The 20,941-nt window shown below is 73.7% G+C and carries 16 protein-coding genes and 1 tRNA gene; 9 read left to right on the top strand and 8 right to left on the bottom strand.

What is annotated here, in order from left to right; translation table 11 throughout:
• Positions 1-79 precede the first annotated feature (79 nt).
• The 4 genes from IF129_RS17725 to IF129_RS17710 all read right to left on the bottom strand — a co-directional run bounded on the left by IF129_RS17725 (position 80) and on the right by IF129_RS17710 (position 4,648).
• Positions 80-2,662: an ABC transporter permease gene (locus IF129_RS17725; RefSeq protein ID WP_191210668.1), complete on the bottom strand. Its 2,583-nt coding sequence runs from the start codon at positions 2,660-2,662 to the stop codon at positions 80-82.
• Positions 2,659-3,447, bottom strand: coding sequence for an ABC transporter ATP-binding protein (locus IF129_RS17720; RefSeq protein ID WP_191210667.1), 789 nt, complete (start codon positions 3,445-3,447; stop codon positions 2,659-2,661). The genes IF129_RS17725 and IF129_RS17720 overlap by 4 nt, the downstream gene beginning before the upstream one ends.
• A 341-nt stretch (positions 3,448-3,788) precedes the next feature.
• A tRNA-Gln gene (locus tag IF129_RS17715) sits at positions 3,789-3,860 on the bottom strand.
• 11 nt (positions 3,861-3,871) lie between these two features.
• A complete protein-coding gene (locus IF129_RS17710; protein WP_224755133.1) occupies positions 3,872-4,648 on the bottom strand; it encodes a hypothetical protein in 777 nt (258 codons plus the stop codon).
• 175 nt (positions 4,649-4,823) lie between these two features.
• On the opposite strand from IF129_RS17710, the gene IF129_RS17705 reads away from it, so the two are divergent.
• Positions 4,824-6,164, top strand: a complete 1,341-nt coding sequence (locus tag IF129_RS17705; protein ID WP_191210666.1) for a sensor histidine kinase — start codon at positions 4,824-4,826, stop codon at positions 6,162-6,164.
• 53 nt (positions 6,165-6,217) lie between these two features.
• Here the strand turns inward: IF129_RS17705 and IF129_RS17700 are convergent, their stop codons facing one another.
• Both IF129_RS17700 and IF129_RS17695 read right to left on the bottom strand, forming a co-directional pair.
• Entirely contained in the window at positions 6,218-6,712 is a 495-nt protein-coding gene (locus IF129_RS17700; RefSeq protein WP_191210665.1) for an SUKH-3 domain-containing protein, read from the bottom strand.
• The gene (locus tag IF129_RS17695) at positions 6,709-7,236 is read right to left on the bottom strand and encodes a YwqJ-related putative deaminase (RefSeq protein ID WP_191210664.1); all 528 of its coding nucleotides are present in this window, start codon (positions 7,234-7,236) and stop codon (positions 6,709-6,711) included. The genes IF129_RS17700 and IF129_RS17695 overlap by 4 nt, the downstream gene beginning before the upstream one ends.
• 185 nt (positions 7,237-7,421) lie before the next feature.
• Between IF129_RS17695 and IF129_RS17690 the strand changes: the two genes are divergently transcribed.
• The 7 genes from IF129_RS17690 to pth all read left to right on the top strand — a co-directional run bounded on the left by IF129_RS17690 (position 7,422) and on the right by pth (position 15,855).
• On the top strand, positions 7,422-8,396 hold the full coding sequence (locus IF129_RS17690; protein WP_191210663.1) for an SMI1/KNR4 family protein: 975 nt from the start codon (positions 7,422-7,424) through the stop codon (positions 8,394-8,396).
• A 5-nt stretch (positions 8,397-8,401) separates the two neighbouring features.
• Positions 8,402-10,747 carry an SUKH-4 family immunity protein gene (locus tag IF129_RS26775; protein WP_191210662.1) on the top strand — a complete coding sequence of 782 codons (2,346 nt, stop codon included), beginning with the start codon at positions 8,402-8,404 and terminating at the stop codon, positions 10,745-10,747.
• 97 nt (positions 10,748-10,844) lie between these two features.
• Entirely contained in the window at positions 10,845-11,732 is an 888-nt protein-coding gene (locus tag IF129_RS17680) for a cellulose-binding protein (protein WP_191210661.1), read from the top strand.
• 76 nt (positions 11,733-11,808) lie between these two features.
• Entirely contained in the window at positions 11,809-13,281 is a 1,473-nt protein-coding gene (glmU, locus tag IF129_RS17675) for a bifunctional UDP-N-acetylglucosamine diphosphorylase/glucosamine-1-phosphate N-acetyltransferase GlmU (RefSeq protein WP_191210660.1), read from the top strand.
• A gap of 137 nt (positions 13,282-13,418) precedes the next feature.
• The gene (locus tag IF129_RS17670) at positions 13,419-14,396 is read left to right on the top strand and encodes a ribose-phosphate diphosphokinase (RefSeq protein WP_191210659.1); all 978 of its coding nucleotides are present in this window, start codon (positions 13,419-13,421) and stop codon (positions 14,394-14,396) included.
• Positions 14,397-14,561: 165 nt separating this feature from the next.
• The gene (locus tag IF129_RS17665; RefSeq protein ID WP_191210658.1) at positions 14,562-15,146 is read left to right on the top strand and encodes a 50S ribosomal protein L25/general stress protein Ctc; all 585 of its coding nucleotides are present in this window, start codon (positions 14,562-14,564) and stop codon (positions 15,144-15,146) included.
• A 115-nt stretch (positions 15,147-15,261) separates the two neighbouring features.
• Entirely contained in the window at positions 15,262-15,855 is a 594-nt protein-coding gene (gene pth / locus IF129_RS17660; protein WP_191210657.1) for an aminoacyl-tRNA hydrolase, read from the top strand.
• 261 nt (positions 15,856-16,116) lie between these two features.
• Here pth and IF129_RS17655 read toward each other — a convergent pair whose 3' ends face one another.
• Together IF129_RS17655 and IF129_RS17650 are read right to left on the bottom strand one after the other, a co-directional pair.
• A complete protein-coding gene (locus IF129_RS17655; RefSeq protein ID WP_191210753.1) occupies positions 16,117-16,794 on the bottom strand; it encodes a TetR/AcrR family transcriptional regulator in 678 nt (225 codons plus the stop codon).
• Positions 16,794-17,831 (bottom strand): acyl-CoA desaturase, encoded by a 1,038-nt coding sequence (locus IF129_RS17650; protein WP_191210656.1) that lies wholly within the window; start codon positions 17,829-17,831, stop codon positions 16,794-16,796. Before IF129_RS17650 ends, IF129_RS17655 begins: the two co-directional genes overlap by 1 nt.
• Before the next feature lie 347 nt (positions 17,832-18,178).
• Between IF129_RS17650 and ppc the strand changes: the two genes are divergently transcribed.
• The gene (ppc, locus tag IF129_RS17645) at positions 18,179-20,923 is read left to right on the top strand and encodes a phosphoenolpyruvate carboxylase (protein ID WP_191210655.1); all 2,745 of its coding nucleotides are present in this window, start codon (positions 18,179-18,181) and stop codon (positions 20,921-20,923) included.
• Positions 20,924-20,941: the final 18 nt, after the last annotated feature.

The following is a 20,941-nucleotide window of genomic DNA, read 5'->3' as shown; positions in this document are numbered from 1 at the left end:
CGGGCGGGGGCGCCCGCAGCTCGCGGACGCCCCCGAACGGGACGCGACGTCGCCGGGGCCACCCGGGCCCCGGCACGCGTCACTCCGTCGCGATCGCCCTCAGGACGTTCATCCGGCCCGCCCGGAACGCCGGCAGCAGCGCGGCCACCAGCCCCACCACCGCCGACCCCAGGAAGACCCCGCCGATCGTCACCCAGGGGATCTCCAACGTCCGCAGGCCCTCCAGCGCCAGCAGCCGCTGACCGGCCACCCCCCAGGCCAGCCCCAGGCCCAGCCCCAGCAACGCGCCGAACAGGGCGATCACCACCGACTCCAGCCGCACCATCCGGCGCAGCTGCCGCCGCGACAGCCCCACGGCCCGCAACAGGCCGATCTCCCGCGTCCGCTCCACCACCGACAGCGCCAGCGTGTTCACCACACCCAGCACCGCCACGATGATCGCCAGCGCCAGCAGCCCGTACACCATGTTGAGCAACTGGCCCACCTGGTCCTCCAGCAGCTGCTTGTAGGCCGCCTGGTCCCGCACCTCGTACTGCGGATAGCGCTCCAGCTCCGCCTTCAACGCCGCGTACGCCGCGCTCTCCTGCCCCTCGACCGCCGTCCCCAGCATCAGCGTGTTCAGCGGCATCCGCTCGGCCGGCACGTACTCCTCGGCCGTGCGCAGCCCGACGTACATCACGCCCTGGTCGATCATCGCCTCGGCCGACGTCACCGCGCGGATCTCCAGCTCACCGCTGCGGCCACCCGGGAACGCCACCCCCAGCCGGTCGCCCACCCCGAGCCCGTGCGCGTCGGCGAACTCCTCGCCCACCGACATGCCACCCGGCTCGAAGGCACCCGCCAGCTCGCCCGCGACCGTCTCCGCCCGCACGTCCCGCGCGTACGTCGGCGAGGCGGCGGAGACCGAGCCGCGCGCCGTGCCGCCGTCCGGCAGCGTCAGCGTCAGCTCGTCCAGGGAGCGGTACTCCGTGACGTGCGCCAGCTCCGGCACGTCCTTCAACGACTCCGCGACCTGCGGCGTGAGCGGCTGACCGGCCATGCTGCTGACGATGAAGTCCGCGCCGACCGTACGGTCCACCTCCGCCCGGCCCGAGGCGACCATCGACGAACCCACCACCGACAGCCCCGCCACCAGCGCCAGCCCGATCATCAGCGCCGCCGCCGTCGCACCCGTGCGCCGGGGGTTGCGCAACGCGTTGCGCTCCGCCAGCCGACCCACCGGGCCCCACACCCGCAGCACCACCACCGACAACGCCCGCACCACGACCCGCGCCAGCAGCGGACCCACCAGCACGAACCCCAGCAGCGTCAACAACACCCCGACCGACAGGTACAGCGCCCCCGGACCGGCCTCCGCGGCCCCCGCCGCGCCCACCAGAGCCGCCGCGCCCGCGCCCGTCAGCGCCACACCGGCCACCGCGCGCACCCGCCCCGAACGGCCGTCTGCGGACACCCCCGCGTCCCGCAGCGCCGCCATCGGCGACACCCGCCCCGCGCGCCGGGCCGGCAGCCACGCCGCGAGCAGCGTCACGACCACGCCCAGCACCACGCCGACCACCGGCGTCGCCCAGCCGACCGTCAGGTCGTCCGTGCTCAGCGTCATCCCCAGCAGGCCCATCAGTCGCATCAGCCCCACGGCGACCCCCACGCCCGCCGCGACACCCAGCACGGACCCCACGACGCCCAGGAGCAGCGCCTCGATCACCACCGAACGCCCCACCTGCCGCCGGTCCGCACCGATCGCCCGCATCAGCCCCAGCTCACGCGTGCGCTGCGCCACCAGCATCGAGAAGGTGTTGACGATGAGGAACACGCCCACCAGCAGGGCGATGCCCGCGAAGCCCAGCAGCGCGTACTTCATGACGTCCAGGAAGGAGCCGATGCCCTCCTTGTTCCGCTCGGCGGACTCCGCCGCCGTCAGCACCGACAGCTCCTCGCCGACGGCCGCCCGCACGTTCTGCTTCAACAGCTCGTCCGTCACGCCGTCGGCCGCCAGCACGGCCACCGAGGTGAACACCTCGCCACCGCCGAGCAGCCGCTCCTGCACGACACCCGTCTCGTAGTACAGGGCCGCCGCACCGGGGTTCGTCACCTGCCACGTCGCGATCCCCACCACCCGGGAGGTGAACTCGCCGAACGCCGAGACGGTGCGCAGCTCGTCGCCCAGCCCGATACCGTGCTTCTCCGCCGTGTCCGAGTCGACCATCACCTCGTCCGGCCCGCGCGGCGGGTGCCCGGCGGTCACCGTCATCGCCCGCCGGTCCAGCTCCGTCCAGTTGGCGGCGATCGTCGGCGCACCCGTCGTCGGACCGATGTTCTCGCCCTCGGCGTCGACGACCGTCACGGCCATGGTGGCCGCGACGCCGAACGCCTCCCCGGCCCCCTCCACCGCACCGGCCCGCCCCACGAGCGAGGCCGGCAGCGTCTCCGGGCGGCCCGTCGAGGGCATCTCCCCACCGCCCGAGGCTCCGTCGCCACCCGGCTCGACGCTCACATCGGCCGCCGTGTCCCCGAAGAGCTTGTCGAACGTGCTGTTCATGGTGTCGGTGAAGACCAGCGTGCCGCAGACGAACGCGACCGACAGCACCACCGCGAGACCGGACAACACCATCCGGCCCTTGTGCGCGAAGAAGTTGCGCAACGACGTCCGGACGATCGTCATGACACCCGCCCGAGGGTGTCGAAGGCCTTCATCCGGTCCAGCACCATCTCGGCCGTGGGCCGCAGCATCTCGTCCACCAGCCGACCGTCCGCCAGATACAGCACGCGGTCCGCGTAGGCCGCCGCCACCGGATCGTGGGTGACCATCACCATCGTCTGCCCCAACTCGTCCACCGAGCGGCGCAGGAACCCGAGCACCTCCGCCCCCGCCCGGGAGTCCAGATTGCCCGTCGGCTCGTCGCCGAAGATGATGTCCGGGCGCGCCGCCAGGGCCCGGGCCACCGCGACCCGCTGCTGCTGACCGCCCGACAGCTCACTCGGACGGTGCCGCAGCCGCTGCCGCAGCCCCACCGTCTCCACCACCCGGTCCAGCCACGCCCGGTCGGGCCTGCGGCCCGCGATGTCCATGGGCAGCGTGATGTTCTCCAGCGCCGTGAGCGTCGGCAGCAGGTTGAACGACTGGAAGACGAAGCCGATGTGGTCGCGGCGCAGCCGCGTCAGCCGCTTCTCCTTCAGCCCCGTGATCTCGGTGTCCCCCACCCGGATCTGCCCCGACGTGACGATGTCCAGACCGGCCAGACAGTGCATCAGCGTCGACTTGCCGGAGCCGGAGGGGCCCATGATCGCCGTGAAGGCACCGCGCGCGATGTCCACGTCCACCCGGTCCAGCGCGACGACCCGCGTCTCCCCCGAGCCGTATGCCTTGACGACCTGTCGCGCCTGTGCCGCGACGGCCGTTCCCCCTCCGGCGCCTCCCGCCCTGGGATTCGCTACAGCCGTGGTCACGGTGTTCTCCTCGTGTCAGGTGCTTCACGTGAACGGCCCGTTCGTCGAGCCGTGTCGAGCCTCGTACAGGGCGGGGGCCGCCGCGATGGTGGCAGTCGGTCTGTCGACCGGGGGAACGCCCCACCCCCCGCAATACCGCCCACCGTAGGAACGGGCCGCCTCCGCCCTCTTCCTGCGGAAGGACGACCCCCTCCCCGGTCGGACCCCACCCCGCCCCCTAGGGGAACCGTCGCCCCTGCCCCTACGTCAGGTGCAACCCGGGCTCGGGTGGGCCCCGCACAGGCGCGAACACGGGCACACGAAAAGGGCCCCGGTCGATGACCGGGGCCCTGCGCGAAACGCTCCCCCGCCAGGACTCGAACCTGGACATACGGCACCAAAAACCGCAGTGCTGCCAATTACACCACAGGGGACTACATATAGGTCAATTCGGACATCCACCACGGGTGGCCGAACTGACGCCCTCCACTATGCCGTACCACCAGCCCTCGATGCGACGGTAGAGATCAGCGGCCTTGCGCACCCGCACCGCCAGACAGCCGTGATATCCCTCCCCGACGTTCAGGCGCCGCGTCCGCGGGCGGTGGGTCTTCAGCGTCGTCCGTTCGAGGTCCGCCACGGTCACCCCCACGAGGTCGGCCCAGTAGCGCTCCGCAGCGCCGACGTCCGCCGTCTCGTGAATCATGACGCGATACTGCAGGCGTTCAGGACCGATGCCCAGCATCCGGAGCCAGGCGAGGTAGACCCGGACCATGCCCGCGTCGCTGTTGACGAAGACGACCTCCTCCCGGAGCCGGTACGGCTTGCTCTTCGCCCCCTCGGCCCAGTACAGCCCGACGCCGACGAGCAGCAGCTCGCGGTCCGTCAGCTCGCCGATCTCGCCGGACGCCGCCGCGCGCGTGGCCCGGCGCAGGGCGGCCGTCCGCTCGCGGTGGGGGGCCCAGCGGGCCTCACGCATGCGGCTCAGCCGGTCCAGGTCCGGTGGGGGTTTCGGGAGGTCGCGGACCCACAGGGAGACCGAGCTCTTGGAGACGCCGAGCTCGGCGGCGATCTCCGGGTACCGGCGGCCCTGGCGGCGCAGTCGGCGCGCCTCCTCCCGCAGGTGCGGCTTCGCGTTCGGATGCCTCGGACGACTCGGACGGCGGAGCGCGGGCGGCTCGCCGGATGGTTCGGTGGGCGGGTGTTCGGTTTCCGGGCTCATGTACCCAGCGTGACGGAAGCGGGACGGTCGCGGGTCGAAAACGTGCTCGCCTCACCGGATCGAGCGAGGAATGAAGCACTCCGCTTCGGCTCGGCGTGCGGAGGCGTGAACGCGCAGGTGGCCCGCCTCGGGCGCCGTCGGGAAATGGGTGGCGGTGGGTCTTAGGGTGGGCGGTATGACCGAGTCGGGGGCTGAGGCGTCGCGGGGGCGGCGGACCGGGCCGTTGTGGTGGGGGCGCCCGCGGAGCGCCGTGCTGGATGTCACGCTGGGTGTCGTCTCGGCCGTGGAGTGCGCGGCGGAGGGCGTGCCGTTCGCGGCGGAGACGGGTATCCCGGTGGTGCTGGCGATGCTGCTGGGGGTGGTGGCGGGCGGTTCGCTCGTCCTCCGTCGCCGGTACCCGATCGCCGTGGTCCTGGTGGCCGTGGCGGTGATGCCCGCGCAGATGGGCTTCGTCCTGGGCACGGTGGGGCTGTACACGCTGTCGGCCACGGACGTGCCGCGGCGCATCATCGCCCTGCTGGCCGGAATGATGATCGTCGGTGGTTTCGTCGTCTCGTACCTGAGCTTCCTGCCCGGCGGCTCGGAGGACGACGTGCCCGGGCCGTGGTGGTTTCTGCTGCTGCTGGCGGCGCTGCTGGCGGTGGTGGTGACGCTGCCGCCGGTGCTGCTCGGCCTCTACGTGGGGGCGCGGCGCAGGCTGGTGGACGCGTTGCGGGAGCGGGCGGACGGCCTGCAGCGGGAGTTGTCGCTGCTGGCGGAGCGCGCGGAGGAGCGCGCGGAGTGGGCGCGGGGCGAGGAGCGCACCCGGATCGCCCGGGAGATGCACGACGTGGTGGCCCACCGGGTGAGCCTGATGGTGGTGCACGCGGCGGCGGTGCAGGCGGTGGCGCTCAAGGATCCGGCGAAGGCGTCGAAGAACGCGGCCCTGGTGGGTGACATGGGGCGGCAGGCGCTGACGGAGCTGCGGACGATGCTGGGGGTGCTGCGGGCGCACGAGGAGGACGGCGGCGCTTCCGGCGGTGGGGCGCGCGCGGCGGGGGAGCGTCCGCTGGAGCGGGTGGCGCGGTTCGCGGCGGCCGCCGCGGAGCGGGACGCCCGGCTGCGGGAGGAGGGGGCGGAGGGTCCCCGGCTCGGCGAGCTGGAGCAGTTGGTGGGGCAGTCCCGGGCGGCGGGGATGGCGGTGGAGCTGTCGGTCGAGGGGGAGGTTCGGACGTATGCGCCGGTGGTGGAGCGGACGGCGTTCCGGGTGGTGCAGGAGGCGCTGACGAACGTCCACAAGCACGCGGCGGGGGCGCGGACGCGGGTGCGGCTGGCGCACCGGGGTGCCGAGGTGGCGGTTCAGGTGGAGAACGCGGCTCCGGCGGCGGGTGTGGTGGGCGCCGGGCTGCCGAGCGGGGGGAACGGACTGGTCGGGATGCGGGAGCGGGTGACGGCGCTGGGCGGCGGCTTCGTCTCGGGCCCGACGGCGGCGGGGGGCTTCCGGGTGTCGGCGGTGATTCCGGAGCGGCCGCGCTGAGGGTGCGCCGCGCGTGCGGAAGCGCGGCGCGGGGCGTCGGGGCGCGGGGGCGGTCAGTTCGGCGGGTATTCCAGGCGCTGGGGCCGGGTTCCGGTGACGAGCGTGGCGAGCGCGGAGTCGATGTCCGGGCCGAGGTACCAGTCGCCGCTGTGGTCGAGGCTGTAGACGCGGCCCGCCGCGTCGATGGCCAGGAGCGCGGTGGGTTCGCCGTGGTGTCCCTCCTCGCTGCCGAGCGGGGCGACCCGGGTGTCGAGGGCGCGGCCGAGGTCGGCCAGGGTGCGGGCCCAGTGGAGGCCGCCGACGGGGTCGATGAGGGCGGGGGTGGGGGCGATGTGGCGGCCGGGCGCGGTGCCCGCGACGCGGAGGCCGCCGAACTCGGCCCAGGCCTCGACGGCGGCGGGGAAGAGCGTGTGGCGGTGGCCGGCCGGGGAGGTGTGGGCGCGCAGGGTGTCGGCCCAGATCTCGGCCTGGCGCATGTCCCGGCGGCCGGGGTGCCAGCCGGCGTCGCGCAGGGCGGCGTCGACGGCGACGGGGAATCGTGTGGTCATCGGCGGGAGGTGGCGGTCTCGGCTCGGACGGTGGGGGCGGGTTCGACGGCGAGGACGCCGAAGTGTGCCAGGAGCGCGGCGCAGGAGCGGCAGGGCGGCGCGTACGTGCCGTGCTGCGGGTCACCCTCCTCGCGGATGCGGCGCGTGGTGATCTTGGCGTGTTTGAGTGCGCGGCGGGCGTCTCCGGCGGTGAAGGGTTTTCGGGCCGCGCGTTTGGAGCGGGCGCTTTCGGCGCCGGTCAGGTAGCGGGACAGCAGGACGGCTTCGGGGCAGTGTCCCGTGTGGCGTTCGCGACGCTCGGTGGTGAGGGTGTCCAGGAAGTCCTGGACGAGGGGGTGGTGGCCGGGTCGGTGCCCGGCTTTGGCGGCGGCGCAGGTGAGGGTGGTGCCGCGCGCGGAGAGGGCGGCGGCCGTGGTGGGCATGATGCCGTCACGGCGGTGCCGGGGGGCCGGTGGGGCCGCTCCGGTGCCGTTCGTGGCGCCCCAGCCGATGCGGGGGTCCGATGTGTGGTGTGTCGCGTACATGGTGATTCCTCCGCATCACGTCCCCCTCGGGTGTTCCAGACTTTGCCAAACGTTCTCGCGGTAGCGGAAGTCGGGTTCTGTGTCCGGTGTGTCCCGGATCCGTGACGGGGCCGGGCCGGGAGGGGTGGCGGGGGGAGCGCATACGCTGGGGGCCGAGCAGTCGGACGCAGCAGGGAGCACCGCCAATGACGACAGGTCGGCTCGGGCAGGAGGCCGCGCCGCCGAACGCGGCGTACGCGGGGCAGGTCGTGCACTTTCCGGACCCGGTGCGGGCGGCGCGTTTCCCGCAGGGCGTGCGCATGGACGCCTCGGGGTTCCCGGTGTTCGCGCCCTACGCGCGGGCCGCGGCGGAGGTCGCCGAGCCGCCGGAGGGTTTCGGCGTGGACGAGTTGCGGTTGACGGACTACGTCTCGGCGAACGCGGCGCAGCACGCGGCCGGGCACGAGTTGTGGGCGGAGCTGCCGCCGGTGGCGACGCCGCACGGCTGGACGTGGCACCACGTCCCGGGCTCGCGGCGGCTGGAGCTCGTGCCGGTGGAGGTGAAGGCGCTGCTGCGGCACCACGGCGGCCTCGCGACGGCGGCGGTGGACCACGGCAAGCGCGGCACGCGGCCGTTGCAGGAGACGCGTCCGGCGCATTTCGAGGTGCCGCACCCGGTGGCGGTGCCGGAGGAGCAGGTCGTCCAGGTCGAGGAGTCGCTGGGGTACCGGCTGCCGGGTGCGTACCGGTCGTTCCTGAAGGCGGCGGGCGGCTGCGCGCCGGTGGGGGTGGCGCTCGACGCGGAGTTGGGGCTGCTGGTGGACCAGCCGTTCTTCACGGTGCGGGACGAGGCGGCGGTCAACGACCTCGTCTACGTCAACAAGTGCCTGCGGGACCACCTGACGAAGGACTTCCTCGGGGTCGCGTTCGTGCACGGCGGTCTGCTGGCCGTGAAGGTGCGGGGTGAGGGCACGGGTTCGGTGTGGTTCTGCGCCTACGACGACGCGCGGGACCGGGACGGTCTGGACGTGCGGGAGCGGGTGAGCGAGCTGCTCTTCCCGTGCGGTGAGGACTTCGACGCGTTCACACTGCGGCTGGCGGGGAATCCGCCCGAGTTGGAGACGGTGGCGAACCTGATGGTCGACGGTGGCTTCGCGCGCGCCGTCGCGGTGGAGGAGTGAGCGCGGTGGTGACGTTCGCGCAGGCGCAGGAACGGGCGGAGCGCTGGATCAACGGCGGCGTCCCGGCGTACCAGCACCGGGAGGTGCGGGTACGGGAGTTCGACCTGGGTTTCGTGGCCTGGGCGGAGGACCGGGCGGACGGCCCCCGGGCCGACGGCGGCCGGGCGCGGCTGGTGATCGCCCGGGACAGCGGGGAGTCGACGCTGTGGCCGGGGCTCGCCGTGGGCGAGGTGATCCGCCGGTACGAGGAGGAGTACGGCGCCCGTGCGGTGGACGCCCGGCCCGCGCCGGTGCCGCCGCGGCGGGTGGACCTGGAGGCGACGTCGTTCCTGCTGACGCCGCCGGAGTGGTTGCAGGAGGCGGCGGACCGGATGGGCATTCCGGACCGGAGGCCGCAGGCCGGGAGCACGACGGCGGCCCCGGCGGCGGAGGGTCCGCAGCCGGAGGGCGAGCGTGCGGAGCGGCGTCCGGTGGCCGGTGGTTGGGCCGACACCTCCGACTCGGGTGCCGGGGAGTCGCTCGCGCCCCCGGCGACGGTCCTGGCGCCCCCGCTGAGCGGCAGCGACGACACGGACGACGCGGGCCCGCCGCCGGCCGCGCCCGCCGGTGAGGCGCGTACGGAGCTGCTGCCGGAGGGCAGCGCGCTGCCCCGCACGCAGGTCTCCCCGGCGCTGGAGGACGTGTCGGCGCCGGACACGCCCCCGCCCGCCACGCCACCGCCCGGCGTTCCGGCGCCCGGTGGGGCGGAGGGGGCGCAGGACGGCCCGTCCGGGCAGGGGGAGGCCATCGCCTACGCGGCCACGAGCAAGGTGCGGCCGCCGGCGCGTCCCTCGCGCGGCCGGGGGCCGACGGTGCCGCCGCCCCCCGGTGAGCCGGGTGTGCCGGGCGCCGCGCGCAGGCCGCAGGGCGGCACGTCGGGAACGGGCGGCACGTCGGGCGGGGTGGCCGGAGGCTATGTGCCGACGCAGCTGGTGTCGGCGGACGACGTCGCGCAGGCCGGTGACGCCGGTACGCCGCCGCCGTCCGGCGCGGACGCCTCCGGGCCGGGTACGCCGGACGGCGGTGTCCACCACGCGGCGACGATGCTGGCCGGGCCCTCCGGCCCCCCGAGCCAGGGCGGGGGCCGACCGCCCGCGCCCCCGGCCCCGCCGAACGGGCCGGGCGCGCCCGGTGCTCCGGGCGGCGGCGTGCACCATGCCGCGACGATGCTGGCCGGCCCGTCCGGCCCCGCGTCCGCCGGGCCGGGTGCCCCGCCCCCGCCGCAGCCGCCGCCGAGTCCCGCGCACGGCGGGCACGGCGGGCACGCACCACAGGGTGCGCGGCCCGGCGGCCCGGGCGGGCAGCCGCCCTACGGCTATCCGCAGCAGCCGTCGGTGCCGACGGTCGGCCCGGGGTACATGGCGGTGCTGCGCTACCGCGCGCCGGACGGTTCCGAGCAGCAGCTCATCCGGCGGTCCGCGCCGGGGATGCCGCACCCGGAGTGGCAGATCCTCTACGAGCTGCGGTCGATGAACGTGCCGCCGCAGCAGGTGCTGGAGCTGCACACGGAGCTGGAGTCGTGTGATCTGCCGGGCGGTTACTGCGCCCGGATGGTCCGCGAGACGTGGCCGCAGGTGCGGGTGAGCCACACCGCGCCCTATGGCGCCGATCAGGGGTCGCGGCAGCAGGGTATGCGTCACCTGCTCACCCATCAGGGCGAGTTGCACCAGGTGGCGGACGGTCCGGCGCGCCCCGCGCCGGTGCGGGCCCCGGTGCAGCCGGTTCCGCAGGCTCCGCCCGTCCCGCCGGAGGGCGTCGGGCACGAGGTGCAGCAGGCGTTCGGCCCGCAGGGCGTGTTCCGCTTCGACCAGCGGGCGGTCTCCCGGCAGGGCGTGCCCGACGTCGTCGCGCGGACGCTGGTCGTGGCCGGACTGCCCGTGGAGTTCGGGCCGTTCTTCTGGGCGCAGGCCCAGCCGGGCCGCCCGGTGCCGACGTTGGCCGAGCTGGCGCAGGAGCGGGGCGTGCGGCCGGGTCCGGACGCCGGTTCGTACCTGGTGATGGGCAACGACTTCGGGCGTCAGCTGTGTGTGCAGTACGGCACCGCGCACATCGTCGCCGTCCCGCTGGAGGGCCGTTCCGACGGGCAGCCGGCGGCGCCGCAGTTCGTCAACACCGGGCTGCCGGAGCTGGTCCGCTGCCTGGCGATGGCGGGGCGGATGTGGCGGCTGCGGTACGGCCTGACGCCGGACCAGGCGGGCCGCTGGACGGTCGACTTCCAGCAGCAGCTGGCCGCGCTGGACCCGGCGGCGCTCAGCCACCCGGAGAACTGGTGGGCGGTGCTGCTGGAGCAGTTGTGGGACGGCCTGCTGTAGTCCGACGCGCACACACCTGACGTTGTTCGTCCGGGAATGCGGCTTCATGCCGCATCCTGGGGGAACGGACGCGCTCGAGTGGGAGAGGTCTACAGGGATGGCTTCGACGGAGTCACCGCACGGCTTCGACGTCGTACGGGGCCGGGGTTACCGGCCCGCGCAGGTGGACGAGCGGACCTCGGGCCTCCGCCGGGAGATCGCGGAGGCCCGGGAGCGGCTCGACAGACTGGAGGTCCTCGCCCGCGAACTGGGCGAGGAGGCGGACCGGCTGCGGGCCGTGGTGGCGTCGCTGCCGCCGCCGACGTACGCGTCGCTCGGAGCGCGGGCCCAGGCGCTGCTGGCCGAGGTGGAGTCCGAGGGCGAGGCGGTGCGGGACGCCGGGGAGGGCGACGCGGCCCGGCTGCGGGAGGACGCGGAGGCGGCCGCCCGGACGCTGCGTGAGGAGGCGGGCGCCGAGGCGGCCCGGGTGCGGGCCGCCGGTGTGGAGGCGGCCGACGCGGTGCTGGTCCGGGCCGGCACCGAGGCGGACGGGCTGCGGGAGGCGGCCCGCGCGGAGGCGGGCGGACGCCGGGAGGAGGCGGCGGCGCGGCTGCGGGAGGTCACGGAGCGCTGCCAGGCCCTGCTCGGCGGCCAGGACCGGGAGCACCGGCGGCGGCGGGAGGCGGCGGAGGCGGCGCTGACCGCCGAGGCGGCCGAGGTCGACGCCCGGGTGGCGGAGCTGGAGGAGCGCGGTCAGGCGGCGCTGGACGCGGCGCGCCGGGAGCGGACGGAGGCCGAGCGGGCCGCCGACGCGTCGGAGGACGCGGCGCGCACGGCGGCGGCGGAGACCGTCGCGCGGGCGCGGGCCGAGGAGGAGCGCGTGGAGGCGGAGACGGCGCGGATCCTGCGTGAGCACGGAGGCGCGGCGGACGAGCTCCGCGACCACCTCGCGCAGGTGCGCTCCTCGCTGGCCACCCTGACGGGCCGCGGCCACGCACCGGGCTGACGAGGGGGTTCACCGGAGGCGCGGACCTGCGGCGGTATCCTTCGGGTGATATTCACCCGAAGTCGAAGGGCATACCGTGAGCGCCAACCGCCCGGCAGCCGTCGTCGTTCTCGCAGCGGGTGAGGGCACCCGCATGAAGTCGTCGACGCCGAAGGTTCTGCACGACATCTGCGGGCGGTCGCTCGTGGGCCACGTCGTCGCCTCCGCCAAGGAACTGGACCCCGAGCACCTCGTGGTGGTGGTGGGGCACGCGCGGGAGCGGGTCTCCGCGCACCTGGCCGAGCTGGACGGCGCGGTGCGCACGGCGGTGCAGCACGAGCAGAACGGCACGGGGCACGCCGTGCGGATGGCGCTGGAGGAGCTGGCGGCCGACGGCGTCCCGCTGACCGGGACCGTGCTGGTCACCTGCGGCGACACGCCGCTGCTCACCGGGGAGACGCTGGCGGGGCTGGCGGCGGCACACGAGGCCGGGGCGCACGCGGTGACGGTGCTGTCGGCGCGGGTGCCGGACGCCACGGGGTACGGCCGCGTCGTGCGCGGCGCGGACGGCGAGGTCACGGGGATCGTCGAGCACAAGGACGCCACCGAGGAGCAGCGGGCGATCCGGGAGATCAACTCCGGTGTGTTCGCCTTCGACGCGGCCCTGCTGACGGAGGCGCTGGGCCGGGTGCGCACCGACAACAGCCAGGGTGAGGAGTATCTCACCGATGTCCTCGGCATCCTGCGGGCCGACGGGCACCGGGTGGGCGCGGCCGTGGCGGCCGACCACCGGGAGATCGTCGGCATCAACAACCGGGTGCAGCTGGCGCAGGCGCGTCGCATGCTCAACGACCGTCTCCTGGAGGAGGCGATGCTCGCGGGCGTGACGGTGGTGGACCCGGCGACGACGTGGGTGGACGTCACGGTGACGTTCGAGCCGGACGCGCTGGTGCACCCGGGGACGCAGCTGCTGGGCGCGACGCACCTCGCGGAGGGGTGCGAGGTGGGCCCGCAGGCGCGGCTGACGGACACCTCCGTGGGGCCGGGGGCGACGGTCGGCAACACCGTCGCGGTCGGAGCGCGGATCGGGGCCCGGGCCTCGGTGGGCCCCTACGCCTACCTGCGGCCGGGGACGGAGCTGGGCCCGAAGGCGAAGGCCGGTACGTACGTGGAGATGAAGAACGCCCGGATCGGCGAGGGCTCGAAGGTGCCGCACCTGTCCTACGTGGGGGACGCCACGATCGGCGACCACACGAACATCGGGGCGGCCAGCGTCTTCGTCAACTACGACGGCGAGGCCAAGCACCACACGACGATCGGCTCGCACTGCAAGACGGGCTCGGACAACATGTTCGTGGCACCGGTGACCGTCGGGGACGGCGCCTACACGGCGGCCGGTTCGGTGATCACCAAGGACGTGCCGCCGGGTTCGCTGGCCGTCGCGCGCGGGCAGCAGCGGAACATCGAGGGCTGGGTGGCCCGCAAGCGGCCGGGCAGCGCGGCGGCGCAGGCGGCCCGCGAGGCGGCCGGACCGGCGGACGGCTCCGGCCCCGGCTCCGGCTCCGCGTGAGCCCGATCCCGCCGGAGCGGGCACGCAGACCCGGCGGAACCCCCCCGGAACGTCCACAGAACGGCCGAAAACGAACGGCCCGGGCCGGGGCGTACCGTGATAGGCGCACCACCACCGCAGCTCAAGGAGACACCGCAGTGACCGGGATCAAGACGACCAGTGAGAAGAAGCTGATGCTCTTCTCCGGCCGCGCGCACCCCAGGCTGGCCGAGGAGGTGGCCAGCGAGCTCGGTGTCGACCTGGTCCCGACGAAGGCCATCGACTTCGCGAACGGCGAGATCTACGTCCGCTTCCAGGAGTCCGTGCGCGGCGCCGACTGCTTCCTGATCCAGAGCCACACGGCTCCGATCAACAAGTGGATCATGGAACAGCTCATCATGATCGACGCGCTGAAGCGGGCCTCCGCGCGCAGCATCTCCGTGGTGATCCCGTTCTACGGCTACGCCCGCCAGGACAAGAAGCACCGCGGCCGCGAGCCGATCTCCGCACGGCTGATGGCCGACCTGCTGAAGGCCGCGGGGGCCGACCGCGTCCTGAGCGTCGACCTCCACGCCGACCAGGTGCAGGGCTACTTCGACGGCCCGGTCGACCACCTGTTCGCGCTGCCCATCCTGACCGACTACATCGGCCGCCGGGTGGACCGCGACAAGCTCACCGTCGTCTCCCCCGACGCCGGGCGGGTCCGCGTCGCCGACCGCTGGGCCGACCGGCTCGGCGCGCCGCTGGCCATCGTGCACAAGCGGCGCGACCCGGACGTCGCCAACCAGGTCACGGTGCACGAGGTCGTCGGTGACGTGAAGGGCCGCGTCTGCGTCCTCGTCGACGACATGGTCGACACCGGCGGCACGATCTGCGCGGCGGCCGACGCGCTGTACGCGAACGGCGCCGAGGACGTCATCGTCACCGCGACGCACGGCATCCTCTCCCACCCCGCGCCGGACCGGCTGAAGAACTCCAAGGTGAGCGAGTTCGTGTTCACGAACACACTGCCCACCCCGGAGGAGCTGGAGATGGACAAGATCACCGTGCTCTCGATGGCCCCGACCATCGCCCGCGCGGTGCGCGAGGTCTTCGAGGACGGCTCCGTGACCAGCCTCTTCGAGGAGCAGAGCTGACCGATTCACGGTCCGGCCTCCCCGCCGGGTACCATCACCGGGTTGCTCGGCGAGGGAGGCCGCACCGCGGGTGCGGCGGTCCGTAATCGACGCGCTCTTCGTAGCAGGCCGTTCGTGTGGCCGGGTGACGTCCACAGGTTCACCCCGAAACGAGGAGCGAGCGTCATGGCCGACGTCAGCATTTCCGCGAACATCCGCAGCGAGTTCGGCAAGGGCGCGTCCCGCCGGCTGCGCGCCCAGGAGCTGGTCCCCGGCGTCATCTACGGCCACGGCGCCGACCCGGTGCACGTCACGCTGCCGGGCTACGACCTGATGATGGCCCTGAAGACCCCGAACGTCCTGATCAGCCTGGACGTCGAGGGCAAGAAGGAACTGGTCATCCCCAAGGCCGTGCAGCGCGAGGCCATCCGCGGCTTCCTCGTCCACATCGACCTCCTCACCGTGAAGAAGGGCGAGAAGGTCTCCGTCGAGGTCCCGGTGCACACCGAGGGCGAGCTGGCCCCGGGCCAGCTCGTGCTGGAGCACTCGCTGAACGCCCTGCCCGTCGAGGCCGAGGCGACGCACATCCCCGAGTCGGTCACCGTCTCCATCGAGGGGCTGAACGCCGGTGACAGCGTCCTCGCCAAGGACGTGAAGCTCCCCAAGGGCGTCACCCTGGACGTCGAGGACGACACCACCGTCCTGCAGGTCCTGGCCGCCCAGGCCGAGGAGCCCGCCGAGGGCGAGGCCGAGGGCGAGTCGGCGGAGTGATCCGCCGGGCCGGGCGCGCGGCCGACGCGCCGCCGCCCGGCCCGTGGCCGTTCCACCCCGGGGCCCGCCCCGGGCCCGTCACCGAAGCCGACCGCAGCCGCAGGGAGCAGCAGGCATGAGCGAGTCCACCACCGGCCCCTGGCTCGTCGCCGGCCTCGGCAACCCCGGCCCCGGCTACGCGGGCAACCGGCACAACGTCGGCTTCATGGTCGCCGACCTCCTCGCCGGACGCATGGGCGCGGCGTTCAAGGCCCACCGCACGCGCGCCCAGGTCGTCGAGGGCCGCATCGGGCCGCCGGGCCCCGGCAGCCGGCGCGTCGTCGTGGCCAAGCCGATGACGTACATGAACCTCTCCGGGGGGCCCGTCACGGGGCTGGCCGACTTCTACAAGGTGCCCGTCGAGCGGATCATCGCCGTCCACGACGAGCTGGACATCGACTTCGGCGCGCTGCGGGTGAAGCTGGGCGGCGGGGACAACGGCCACAACGGGCTGAAGTCGATCACCAAGTCGCTCGGCTCGGGCTACCACCGCGTCCGCTTCGGCGTCGGCCGCCCTCCGGGCCGCATGCCGGTGGCCGACTTCGTCCTCAAGGACTTCGCCTCCACCGAGCGCAAGGAGCTGGACTACTTCGTGGACCGCGCGGCCGACGCCGTCGAGTGCCTGGTTCTCGACGGACTGGACCGCGCGCAGAACACCTACAACACCTAGCAGGCGACGCACCGGGGGGGCCGGAGGGCATGGCGCGGGGGAAGCAGAAGAAGCGGCGGCGCAAGCAGTCCGTGATCATCAGGGAGCTGCTGCTGGCCTGCCTGTTCGTCGTCTGCGGAGGCGGCCTCGGCGCTGATCCCGCTGGGGCTGACCCTCGTCTGCGGCGTGCTCTCCGTCGGGGCGCCGTTCGTCGTCTACGAGCTGGTGCTGGAGGCGCTGCGCGACCCCCGGGCGGAGGGGTGAAGGCCGCCCGCACCGGGGTCACGCCTTGCGGTGGCCGATGAGGCGGGGGCTCGGCTCCAGGCCGTCCAGGCCGTGCCAGGCGAGGTTCACCAGGTGCGCGGCCACCTCGGCCTTCTCGGGCTTGCGGGCGTTCAGCCACCACTGGCCGGTGAGGGCCACCATGCCGACGAGGGCCTGCGCGTAGAGCGGGGCGAGCTTCTCGTCGAACCCGCGCCCCTTGAACTCACGGCCCAGGATGTCCTCCACCTGGGTGGCGATGTCGCTGATCAGTGAGGCGAAGGTGCCGGTGGTGGAGGCGACGGACGAGTCGCGCACGAGGATGCGGAATCCGTCGGTGTAGGTGTCGATGTAGTCCAGCAGGGCGAAGGCCGCCTGTTCCAGCAGCTCGCGGGGGTGGCCGCCGGTGAGGGCGCTGGTCACCATGTCCAGGAGCTGGCGCATCTCGCGGTCGACGACGACCGCGTACAGGCCCTCCTTGCCGCCGAAGTGCTCGTAGACCACCGGCTTGGAGACGCCGGCCTTCGCCGCGATCTCCTCCACCGACGTGCCCTCGAAGCCCCGCTCGGCGAAGAGCCTGCGCCCGATGTCGAGGAGTTGCTCCCGGCGCTCCTTCCCGGTCATGCGTCGTCGTGCACGCCGGGAGGGAGCGTCGGGCCGGTGCTGGGGGGTGCGGTCATCGGTCGCCACAGCGACCATCATGCCGCGTCGGCGTGGCTCCGCTCGCGGCGGGAGGCCCGGGGGTCCTCCGAGCGCTTCGCGGCCAGGCGGCTCTCCTGCGGCCAGCGGACGTCGTAGGCCCAGCCGAGCTTCTCGAACCACCGGATGATGCGGGCGCTGGAGTCGATCTGGCCGCGCTGCACCCCGTGCCGGGCGCTGGTCGGGTCGGCGTGGTGCAGGTTGTGCCAGGACTCGCCGCAGGACAGGACGGCCAGCCACCAGACGTTGCCCGAGCGGTCGCGCGACGTGAACGGGCGCTTGCCGACGGCGTGGCAGATGGAGTTGATCGACCAGGTGACGTGGTGCAGCAGCGCCACGCGGACCAGGGAGCCCCAGAAGAACGCGGTCAGCGCGCCCTGCCAGGACCAGGTGACCAGGCCGCCGACGAGCGGCGGGAGCAGGAGCGAGACGGTCGTCCACAGGACGAACTGGCGGGAGACGGCACGCAGCGCCGGGTCCTTGATCAGGTCGGGCGCGTACTTCTGCTGGGGGGTCTGCTCGGTGTCGAACATCCAGCCGATGTGCGCCCACCACAGGCCCTTCATCAGGGCGGGCACGGTCTCGCCGTAGCGCCACGGGGAGTGCGGGTCGCCCTCGGCGTCGGAGAACTTGTGGTGCTTGCGGTGGTCGGCGACCCAGCGGACCAGCGGGCCCTCCACGGCCATGGACCCGGCGACGGCGAGCGCGATGCGCAGCGGCCGCTTCGCCTTGAAGGAGCCGTGGGTGAAGTAGCGGTGGAATCCGACGGTGATGCCGTGGCAGCCGAGGAAGTACATGAAGACCATCAGGCCCAGGTCCAGCCAGCTGACGCCCCACCCCCAGGTGACGGGGACGGCGGCGACGAGGGCGAGGAACGGCACGGCGATGAAGAGCAGCAGCGCGACCTGCTCCACGGAGCGGCGCTCGTCACCCCCGAGGGTGCCCAGGGGGACCGGCTGGTCGTTGGCGGGTGTACGGGGAGCTGGGGGGGCGGTGCTGTCGACGGCGCCGTCGATCAGGTCTGGTGTCGTCGTCATCTACGTCCTTATCCGACGGGGGCGACCCGGTCCCACCTACGGGACCGTAACCTACGGTTTCGTAAGTATGGCAGCACTTGGCCCGTCGGTCACAGGGCCGGCGGGGGGTGCGGTTGCGGAGCGGCGCGCGAAGGTGTGAGCGCCCGGTGCGTGGACGGCGCCGACCCGGGGTAGGGGCTCCTCCTATCCTTAGGGCGTCGGACAGCGCGGTCCGTGACCTGCCAACAGCGAGAATGTCCTGAACAACAGGTGTGCCCGCGCGACCGGCGACGCAACCGCAGCAGCCGCGAGCCGGGGCACCGCAGTGCCGCCAAGAGCTGCCGAAAAGCTGCAAGGAGCCGCCCCTCATGAGCAGTGCCGACACCCGTCCGGAGGCCGTGGAGTCCCCGGAGGGCACCATCGCCCTGCGCGCCGACATCCGCCGTCTGGGCGATCTGCTGGGTGAGACCATCGTCCGGCAGGAAGGCCCGGAGCTGCTGGATCTGGTCGAACGCGTCCGGGCGCTGACGCGCAGCGACGGCGAGGCCGCCGCCGCGCTCCTGGGTGAGACCGACCCGCAGACCGCCGCGAAGCTGGTGCGGGCCTTCTCCATCTACTTCCACCTGGCGAACGTCACCGAACAGGTGCACCGGGGGCGCGAGATGCGCGCGGCCCGCTCCGCCGACGGAGGCCGGCTGTCCCGCACGGCCGACCTGCTGAAGGACGCCGACCCGGCGCACCTGCGGGAGACGGCCGCCCACCTCGGGGTGCGCCCGGTCTTCACGGCGCACCCCACCGAGGCGGCCCGGCGCTCGGTGCTCACGAAGCTGCGCAAGGTGGCCGAGCTGCTGGAGGTCACCGACTCCGCCGAGCGCCGCCGCACCGACCTGCGGCTGGCGGAGAACATCGACCTGATCTGGCAGACGGACGAGCTGCGGGTGGCCCGGCCCGAGCCGACCGACGAGGCGCGCAACGCCGTCTACTACCTGGACGAGCTGCACAGCGGCGCGGTCGGGGACGTGCTGGAGGACCTGGCGGCGGAGCTGGAGCGGGCCGGGGCACCCCTGCCCGCCGGTTCGCGGCCGCTGACCTTCGGCACCTGGATCGGCGGCGATCGCGACGGCAACCCGAACGTCACGCCGCAGGTGACGTGGGACGTGCTGATGCTCCAGCACGAGCACGGCATCGAGCAGGCGCTGGCGCACGTCGACGAGCTGCGCGGCGCGTTGTCCAGCTCCATCCGCAACTGCGGGGCCACGCAGGAGATGCTGGACTCCCTCAGCGACGACCTGGAGCGGCTGCCGGAGATCAGCCCGCGCTACAAGCGGCTGAACGCCGAGGAGCCCTACCGGCTGAAGGTCACCTGTGTGCGGCAGAAGCTGCTGAACACCCGGGACCGGCTGGCCGAGGACAAGCCGCACGTCCCGGGCCGGGACTACCTGGGCACCGGCGAGCTGCTGGCCGACCTGGAACTCGTGCAGTCCTCGCTGCGGCAGCACCGCGGGCAGCTCGTCGCGGACGGCCGGTTGGAGCGGGCGCTGCGCACGCTGGCCGCGTTCGGCCTCCAGCTGGCCACCCTGGACGTCCGGGAACACGCCGACGCCCACCACCACGCCTTGGGCCAGCTCTTCGACCGGCTGGGCGAGGAGTCGTGGCGGTACGAGGACATGCCGCGCGACTACCGGCTGCGGCTGCTGGCCAAGGAGCTGCGCTCGCGCCGCCCGCTGGCCCCGACCCCGGCGCCGCTGGACGAGGCGGGCGCCAAGACGCTCGGCGTCTTCTCGACGATGCGCCGCGCGCTGGACACCTTCGGTCCCGAGGTCATCGAGTCCTACATCATCTCGATGTGCCAGGGCGCCGACGACGTGTTCGCCGCCGCCATCCTGGCCCGCGAGGCGGGGCTGATCGACCTGCACGGCGGTTGGGCCCGCATCGGGATCGTGCCGCTGCTGGAGACGACCGACGAGCTGAGGATCGCGGACGAGCTGCTGGACGCGATGCTCTCCGACCCCTCCTACCGGAAGCTGGTCGCGCTGCGCGGCGACCTCCAGGAGGTCATGCTCGGCTACTCGGACTCCTCCAAGTTCGGCGGCATCACCACCTCGCAGTGGGAGATCCACCGGGCGCAGCGGCGGCTGCGGGACGTCGCGCACCGGCACGGCGTGCGGCTGCGGCTGTTCCACGGCCGGGGCGGCACGGTCGGCCGCGGCGGCGGTCCGACGCACGACGCGATCCTCGCCCAGCCGTACGGCACGCTGGAGGGCGAGATCAAGGTGACGGAGCAGGGCGAGGTCATCTCCGACAAGTACCTGGTGCCCTCGCTCGCGCGGGAGAACCTGGAGCTGACGGTGGCCGCCACGCTCCAGGCGTCCGCCCTGCACACGGCTCCGCGCCAGTCGGACGAGGCCCTGGCCCGCTGGGACGCCGCGATGGAGACCGTCTCGGAGGCGGCGCACGGCGCCTACCGCAGGCTGGTGGAGGATCCGGACCTGCCGGCGTACTTCTTCGCCTCCACCCCGGTCGACCAGCTCGCCGACCTGCACCTGGGCTCGCGCCCCTCCCGGCGTCCGGACTCGGGCGCGGGCCTGGACGGGCTGCGGGCGATCCCCTGGGTGTTCGGGTGGACGCAGTCGCGGCAGATCGTGCCGGGCTGGTTCGGCGTCGGCACCGGGCTGAAGGCCGCGCGCGAGGCCGGTCTTGGCGACGTCCTGGGCGAGGCGCACGAGCGCTGGCACTTCTTCCGCAACTTCCTGGCGAACGTCGAGATGACGCTCGCCAAGACGGATCTGCGCATCGCCCGGCACTACGTGGAGACGCTGGTCCCGGCCGAGCTGCGGCACGTCTTCGACACCATCGAGGCGGAGCACGCCCTGACGGTCGCCGAGGTGCTGCGCGTCACCGGTGAGCGGGAGCTGCTGGAGGCGAATCCCGTGCTGCGGCAGACGCTCAGGATCCGGGACGCCTACCTGGACCCGATCTCCTACCTCCAGGTGGCGCTGCTGCACCGGCAGCGGCAGGCCGCCGAGCGGGAGGAGCCGCAGGACCAGGTGGTCTCGCGCGCGCTGCTCCTGACGGTCAACGGCGTCGCCGCCGGCCTGCGCAACACCGGCTGACCGAGGGCCCGGCGGTGC

The sequence above is a fragment of the Streptomyces chumphonensis genome (genome assembly GCF_014779715.1).
In the GTDB taxonomy this organism is placed as follows: domain Bacteria; phylum Actinomycetota; class Actinomycetes; order Streptomycetales; family Streptomycetaceae; genus Streptomyces; species Streptomyces chumphonensis.
Note: the sequence above shows the minus strand (reverse complement) of the source record. Positions and strands in the feature narration are given on the sequence as shown.